4 protein-coding genes are annotated in these 6,718 nt (G+C 60.2%); 2 read left to right on the top strand and 2 right to left on the bottom strand.

Annotated features, from left to right (window positions below; all coding sequences use genetic code 11):
* Positions 1-492: 492 nt before the first annotated feature.
* Both ACZCED_RS18235 and ACZCED_RS18230 read left to right on the top strand, forming a co-directional pair.
* Positions 493-1,059: a DUF4136 domain-containing protein gene (locus ACZCED_RS18235; protein ID WP_464861373.1), complete on the top strand. Its 567-nt coding sequence runs from the start codon at positions 493-495 to the stop codon at positions 1,057-1,059.
* A gap of 94 nt (positions 1,060-1,153) precedes the next feature.
* Positions 1,154-4,246 carry a hypothetical protein gene (locus tag ACZCED_RS18230; protein ID WP_464861372.1) on the top strand — a complete coding sequence of 1,031 codons (3,093 nt, stop codon included), beginning with the start codon at positions 1,154-1,156 and terminating at the stop codon, positions 4,244-4,246.
* A gap of 63 nt (positions 4,247-4,309) precedes the next feature.
* Here ACZCED_RS18230 and ACZCED_RS18225 read toward each other — a convergent pair whose 3' ends face one another.
* Entirely contained in the window at positions 4,310-6,262 is a 1,953-nt protein-coding gene (locus ACZCED_RS18225; protein WP_464861371.1) for a transporter substrate-binding domain-containing protein, read from the bottom strand.
* Positions 6,263-6,274: 12 nt separating this feature from the next.
* A complete protein-coding gene (locus ACZCED_RS18220; RefSeq protein WP_462968349.1) occupies positions 6,275-6,553 on the bottom strand; it encodes a hypothetical protein in 279 nt (92 codons plus the stop codon).
* Positions 6,554-6,718 lie beyond the last annotated feature (165 nt).

Genomic DNA, 6,718 nt, shown 5'->3' with positions numbered 1-6,718 from the left:
AGCCGGTTGACCGATTGCAATGCCGTCTTGGGCAGACTGACGGGCCGGGTGCTTTCCTCAAGAAAGTCCGCCAAAGACAGGCTGGCCGGACTCTGGAAGCGTCCGTCCGCCGAAAGCATCAGGAAGCTGATCGTCTCTTCCGTGGCAATGGTAATCAAGGATGGTTGGCGTCTAATCATGTTGGACCACTTATCGGCACTTAATTCGAGAAGTTAACCGTATTTGTCATCTTTTTTTGGCCATGTTCATTTTTTTCGCGGAAGATAGCCCCAACCCGCCCACGCAGCCGGCAGCGCGGAGGGCGTGCGCCACGACGGTTGACGACTTTTTCGCCGCCGATGGCGGTCTTGTTTTGACTTATCTAACGAATATGCTAATTATGATGGACAGATAGGATTGCTTCGGCCGGATGTTCGGCTCCAACCCGGCGCAGGACCGCAGGTAGATGGGGGCGTCTTCATATCAGTAACGGCAATCGTGGAGGTCTTCAAGATGAGAAAAAACTGGCTGGCTGTTTGCGCGATAGCCCTTGTTCTCGGTGGATGCTCGGGGGTTACGGTCAATCAGGACTATGATCCGGCCACCGATTTTGATTCGATGCAAACCTACCGCTGGGAATCGGAAACCCAGGAGAAAACCGGTGACCTTCGCATCGACAATCCCCTGCGCGACACCCGCATCCGGACGGCGATAGCGCGCCAGCTCTCCGACAAGGGCATCGTCCAGTCGGAAGACGGCAGCGCGACATTTTTGGTCCGCTATCAATACACCCTGCGCCAGAAGATCGAGTCGGACGGCGCCGGGGGCGGCTTCGGCTTCGGCATCGGCAGCTATGGCCGACATGGCGGCGTCGCCATCGGTACCGGCAACAACATCCGCGAATACGATGAGGGATCCCTGACCATCGATTTTATTGATGCCGCATCGCAAACCCTGCTCTGGCGGGGCACCGGCTCCCAGCGGTTCCGTGAATACAATGACCCGGAGAAAGCCAGCCGGGACACCAACACGCTGGTGCAAAAGATCCTGGCGCAATTTCCACCGATCAAGCCACAATGATCGCAGCGGTATGTGGTGAGTGAATACCGACCGGCAAATCGGTTTTCAAGATCAATCAAGTGAAGCTCCCATTCATCCACTCCACGGAGGCCCGTTGAGCCTATTTTTCGACAAGCGCGACCGTGATCTTCTGAAGATCGTCAATGGTGTGCTGAGCCGGTCCACCCCTGCCGTCATCGGCAAGAAGGGCCTGTTTCCCTGGTTTCATCCCCATGGCATCAAGGAACTCGCCGAGACCCGGGGGCTTCGCATCGCCTACGCCATCATCCACCTCCTCGAATCCCTGGAGGCCGGAGACCTGGAAGATCGTCTCAACGCCCTGCGCTCGCTGCGTGACGAAGTGCTGCACGCTTCGGCCGGTACCCTGCCCAAGAACGCCGCGCGGGTGCTCCTGTCCATCATGAAGGACCTGATTCGGGCCCACGGCAACGAGATCGAACAGCTCAAGCTGGCCCATGATTTCAGGCGGGTGGCCAGCGGCAAGCCCAGCATCGTCCGAAAGATGCTGCGCCGCTACCACCTGCTGGAGATGCCTGAAGCCTGGAATCAGCTGGCCTTCGACGATCACGTGCACGACATCAACACCAAGGGCCGCAAATCCGCCTCCCACCTGATCATGGATGCCTGGATCAAGGGCATCCGGCGCCTGCGGGTCATCTACTACAATTTCATCGACCCCTCGTCCGCCGCCGAGCTGATCGAGGCGGCCCAGATCATGGGGGTTGAAATCCGCATCGGCATCGAGTTCTCGGCTCGCTTCCGGGGCAAGTACATCCAGCTGATCTGGGTCCCCCGGGGCTTTTCGGATGCCCAGTCGTTCCTCTGTTTCCTGGCCGAAGAACCGGTCAGGCGGCTGATGGACCAGGGCCGCGCGGTCACCCGCTACCGGCAGCGCTACGTGCTGAACATCCTGGACGCCTTCAACCGGGTTCACCGGCCGGCGATCAACGCCGCCACCGGCCTGGACATGCCCGTGCTGGACGCCGGCCGGTTCCTGGCATTCGTCCGGCCCGGCCAGCCGTCCATTCTCCACCTGGCCAAATACATCCACCACCAGCTGCTCCCGCTGATGAAGCGCAAGGTGGAGGAACTGCGCAGCGCCTGTGAAGGCGCCGATGATGGCCGCCAGGCGGACATGGCGTCCCTGGTGGAACGCATGAACGACCTGGACTCGGAAACCATCGTGCGTCAGTTCCTGCGGCCGGCGGCCAATCCCGACATTCCCGATCCCAACCAGGTCCACGACGATCCGGAGATCCCGGAAATGCTCCAACTGGCGCCCCGGCAGATGCTGGAGCGGGTCACCGGCCTGCACACCGGCTACAGGGTCACCTTGAACCTCACGGATCTGCTGCCCGAGGACGTGGTGGAGATTCTCTACGACTGCGACGGCCTGATCAGCCGGCTGGAAATCTTCAACCTCAAGGATTACACCACCGGAAAAACCTGCCACATCGAGGAGATCAGCGAACTCCAGCTGGCGCTCAACGAAGGCAATGCCATCAATTTGAAGCGGGTCATCCGGCGCATCATCGGCCGGCTGGCCACCGCCAAGCCCTTTTCCGGCAAGACGGAACGCATCGAAAAGCTAGGGATCATTCTCCACGACATCTCCGCCTTCACGGCCATGTACAGCTCCATGCACCTCAAACCAAGAATCGGCAGCGACTCGACCGGCCACTCCTCGCGCATGTACGGCATGGGCCTGGCCATTTTAGAGACGCTTCCTCCCAGCGCCCGACGGTTGTGCAAACACCGCCAGCACGTGGCGCCGGGTGAGATCCCCTGCGCGGTCGGGGACCCGTCGGAACCGCCGAACCGGGCCATCCGAAGCGTGATCCCCTTCAGGATACCGGTGTATAAGCGGGTCACCTACATCCCGTACAGAAGCCTTAAGGGATCCCAGGGACTGCACCAGCGCCTGATTCAACATCTGCCCCTGCTCAAGGTGCTCGGCAAGAGCCGTCTGGTCGACTGGCTGGTTCAGACCCACCTCACCCGCATGCAGCCGGAGGGGAACATCGTCACCCTTGGAGGAATCGCCGACCGTTCGGACAATGGCCTGCGGCTGGAGTGCAGCCCGACAGCCGCACCCAAGCCCCGCATGAGCCCCTTCTACCTGAACAGTACGGTGAGAAACGGGCTGAAAATACTCACGGGATTCATTCCGGCCTTTCTCAGCTTCTATCTGACCAACTCATGGTGGGTGCTGGCCTACCTGGGGGCGTTCATCTGGTTCGGCATCACGGGAGTCAGGAACATCGTCCAGTCGGTGCTGGGCGGCGGCGGCATCAGTCGGTCACCGCTGCTGCGCTGGAACGATTATGTCAGCTGGGTGAGGATATCCGATTCACTGCTGTTCACCGGCTTTTCCGTGCCGCTTTTAGACTATCTGGTCAAGACCCTTTTTCTGGACCGGCTGATGGGCGTTACGACGGCGACGAACCCGATCGCCCTCTACACGGTTATGGCCGTGGCCAACGGTATTTATCTGTCCAGCCACAACCTGTTCCGGGGACTGCCCAAAGGCGCCGTGTACGGGAACTTTTTCCGCAGCATCCTCTCCATACCCATCGCCATCGTCCTCAATATGCTCATCGGCGCCCTGCTGGGGATGCTCGGTGTGGTCGGCATCGACGGGCACCTGCAGAAATGGGCGGCGGTCATTTCCAAGGGAGCCTCGGACACCGTGGCCGGGGTGATCGAAGGAACGGCCGACCGGTTCAGCAATATCCAGACCCGCTTCCAGGACTATGCGGACACGCTGTCCCAGCTCTTTGATACCTACGGCCGCCTGGAAGCCCAGTTGCCGGAGCTGAATGTGTGGGAAACGCTTGATTCCATCGGCAAGGAGCGCATCGATGCCAACGCCGATGCCAAGGACCTGGAAAAACTCATCGTCATCGGGGCCCTGGACCTGCTCTACTTCTGGATGTATCAACCCCGGGCACGCACCGCCCTCAAGTACCTCTTCAAGACCCTATCCGACGAAGAGAAGCGCATTCTGGCAGGGTGCCAGACGATCCTCAAGCGCGAGCGGCAGATCAGCCAGATGTTCATCGATGGTGTGGTGGGAATCAATTTCTCGAAAGGGCTTTCCTTTTACCTGCAGTGCGCACCCGGCTATCTCAAGGCCATGGACCGGCTGTTCAAACGGAACACCGCAGCCCCGGCCCCTCCGGCGTAGCCCCCGGACCGGGGCTGATGGCCCAGTCCAAGCCTTTTTCAGCAGGCCCGCTTCAACCGCGAGTTAGTCAGGTGATGGTGCGGCCGGCAGCGTGACGATAAATGTCGCCCCGTTTCCCGGTTCGCTCTCCACCCGGACGGCGCCACCCATATCCGCCAGCGCCTGGCAGACCACGAAAAGCCCGATACCGTTGCCGTTGTCCCTGCCCCGGGTGGTAAAAAACGGTTCGAATATGCGCGGCCGGATCTCGGGTTCGATTCCCGGGCCGGTATCGGATATGAAGAGCACCCGCTGCGGCAACGCGTCTGGCGACGCCCGGCCTGCCGCTGCCTCGTCCATCAGCCCCACCGTAATCGTGCCGCCGCTTCCTGACATGGCCTGGGCGGCGTTCACGCAAAGGTTCATCAGAACCTGGAAAACCAGGGCCGGCTCGGCCCACACGGTATCATCTTCGTCGCCGACGGTATTGCGAAACATGATCCGCCGGCCGTAGGTGGGGAGAAGCAGTTTGAACACTTCGGCAACGACCTGTCCGAGACGGACCGGCTGTTTGTCGGCCTGGCGGCGACCGGCAGTGGCCAGGAAATGACGCACCAGGTCCGTGGCGCGGTCACACCCGGTGAGAATGCTGTCGGCCCATTCGGCAACCGCGTCTCCGTTGTGCGGCTGGTTTTTGAGCAACTGGGCATAGGCCGAAATACCGGTGACGATATTGCTGAAGTCGTGGGCAACGCCTCCGGCCAGGTGGCCCAGGGCCTCCATTTTCTGCGACTCGATGACCTGCTTTTCCAGTTCCTTCTGGAGAGTGATGTCCACCAGCAGCCCCCTCAACCCTGAAGGGCTGCCTGCCGACACGGCCGGGGTCGCATAGAGCAGCGCCGGAAAGGCATCGATATCCGGGCTGCGAACCACGCACGCCTTGCCGCGACGGTCACTGGTTTGTGCCCATTCGTCGATATCCGGTTCGCCGGGTAGGAAATCCGCAAGCCGGATGCCCTCCCTGATCGACGCCTCCCCCAGGCCCAGCATGTCGAATCCGGATCGGTTTAAAAAAGTAATCCGGCCCGTTGCATCGGTCTCGAAGACGGTCTGGGGAAGCAGGTCGCAAAGCTCCTGAAAGCGTCGGTCGCTGTGTCTCAGTGCGGCGGTTCTCCGTCGCACCATCCGCTTGAGGGCGACGTTCCAGACGAACACGGCAACCGCCAGCCCGAGGACGGCAGCCAGTATCAGGGCGCCGCCCCGGATCATGGCCAACCGCCGGGCGCGGGCATCGGCCACGGAGAACCATTTGCGGTACAGATCCTCATACACGCCGGTCTGGTGCATCAGGTGAATGCCTTCGTTGAGCATCGCCAGCAGTCGATCATCCCCTTTTTGCACGGCGAAGGCATAGGGCGCACACACCAGCGGCGGGCCGGCCAAGGCGACATTGTCAATCTTGAAATAGTCCATCAGCATCAGGGCGCTCAGACGCTCGATGACGGCACAATCGTACCGGCCGCCGGCCAGCATCTGCAAGGCCTCCTGGGGTGATGAAACCGGGATGATCCGGTCGGTGATGTTGCGCTCGACGAGCCAGTCCTGGGAGTAAGCCTGAGCGTGAACGAGAATCTGTTTTCCCCGGGCGTCATCGATGCTTTTAATGGGTGATCCCTTGCGCACGAACAGGCAATAGAATACTCCGGCGTGGGTGATGGAAAAGTCGAATTGTTTTTCTCTTTCCGCCGACCGAACCATGCCGGTGGCCAGGTGAATGTCGCCGCTGGATAAAGCATCGCGGACCTTCTCCCAGGCATCCAGGCCGATATCCACATTCATTTCCAGTCTGCGGGAAATGGCCTTGAGAAGATCGATATTGAAGCCGTCCGGCTCACCGCGCGCGTTGATGAATTCGTATGGGGGAAAACTTCGGTCCCCGCAGGCGATCAGCGGCACGGCAGGCCTGTCGGCCGCCGACAGAGCCAGCGGTTGCATGGCAAGGAGCAGCAGCAGTCCGGTGCGCAGCCACAGGGTCATCAAACGGGTTTCCTATTCCGCCGTCGGCTTGTTGAATTTTAGCAGGTCCGTGCGTTCCCATTGCCATCCTTTGTCCTTCATGCATTGGCGAATCAGCCGCATCTCGTCAAAGTTGTCGTAGGTGTCGGGTTCATCACGAATCCCCTCCCTGACCCAGACTTCGCACGCCTCGTGGTCGATGGTCCACTCCCGCTCGCTTTTTGTCGGGTGATAGGGTTTATGGGTGCACGATACCGATACCATCCATATCGCCACTGCCATTGATGATAACCCGATAATTTTACTTTTCATGGACTCTCTTTTCCGGAAAGGTTTTTTCGGCAGCCTGACGCCTGCCAATCGCAGGTCGGCACGTCGAAATAGCGGTTTTGGAACAAATCGGTTGATCCCATCGTCGATTTGCTGACTGGATTCGGACCCGGTGATTCGCGGACAGGCGCAGTTTTCTGTGATGAA

The sequence above is a fragment of the Desulfosarcina sp. genome (assembly GCF_055467485.1).
Note: the sequence above shows the minus strand (reverse complement) of the source record. Positions and strands in the feature narration are given on the sequence as shown.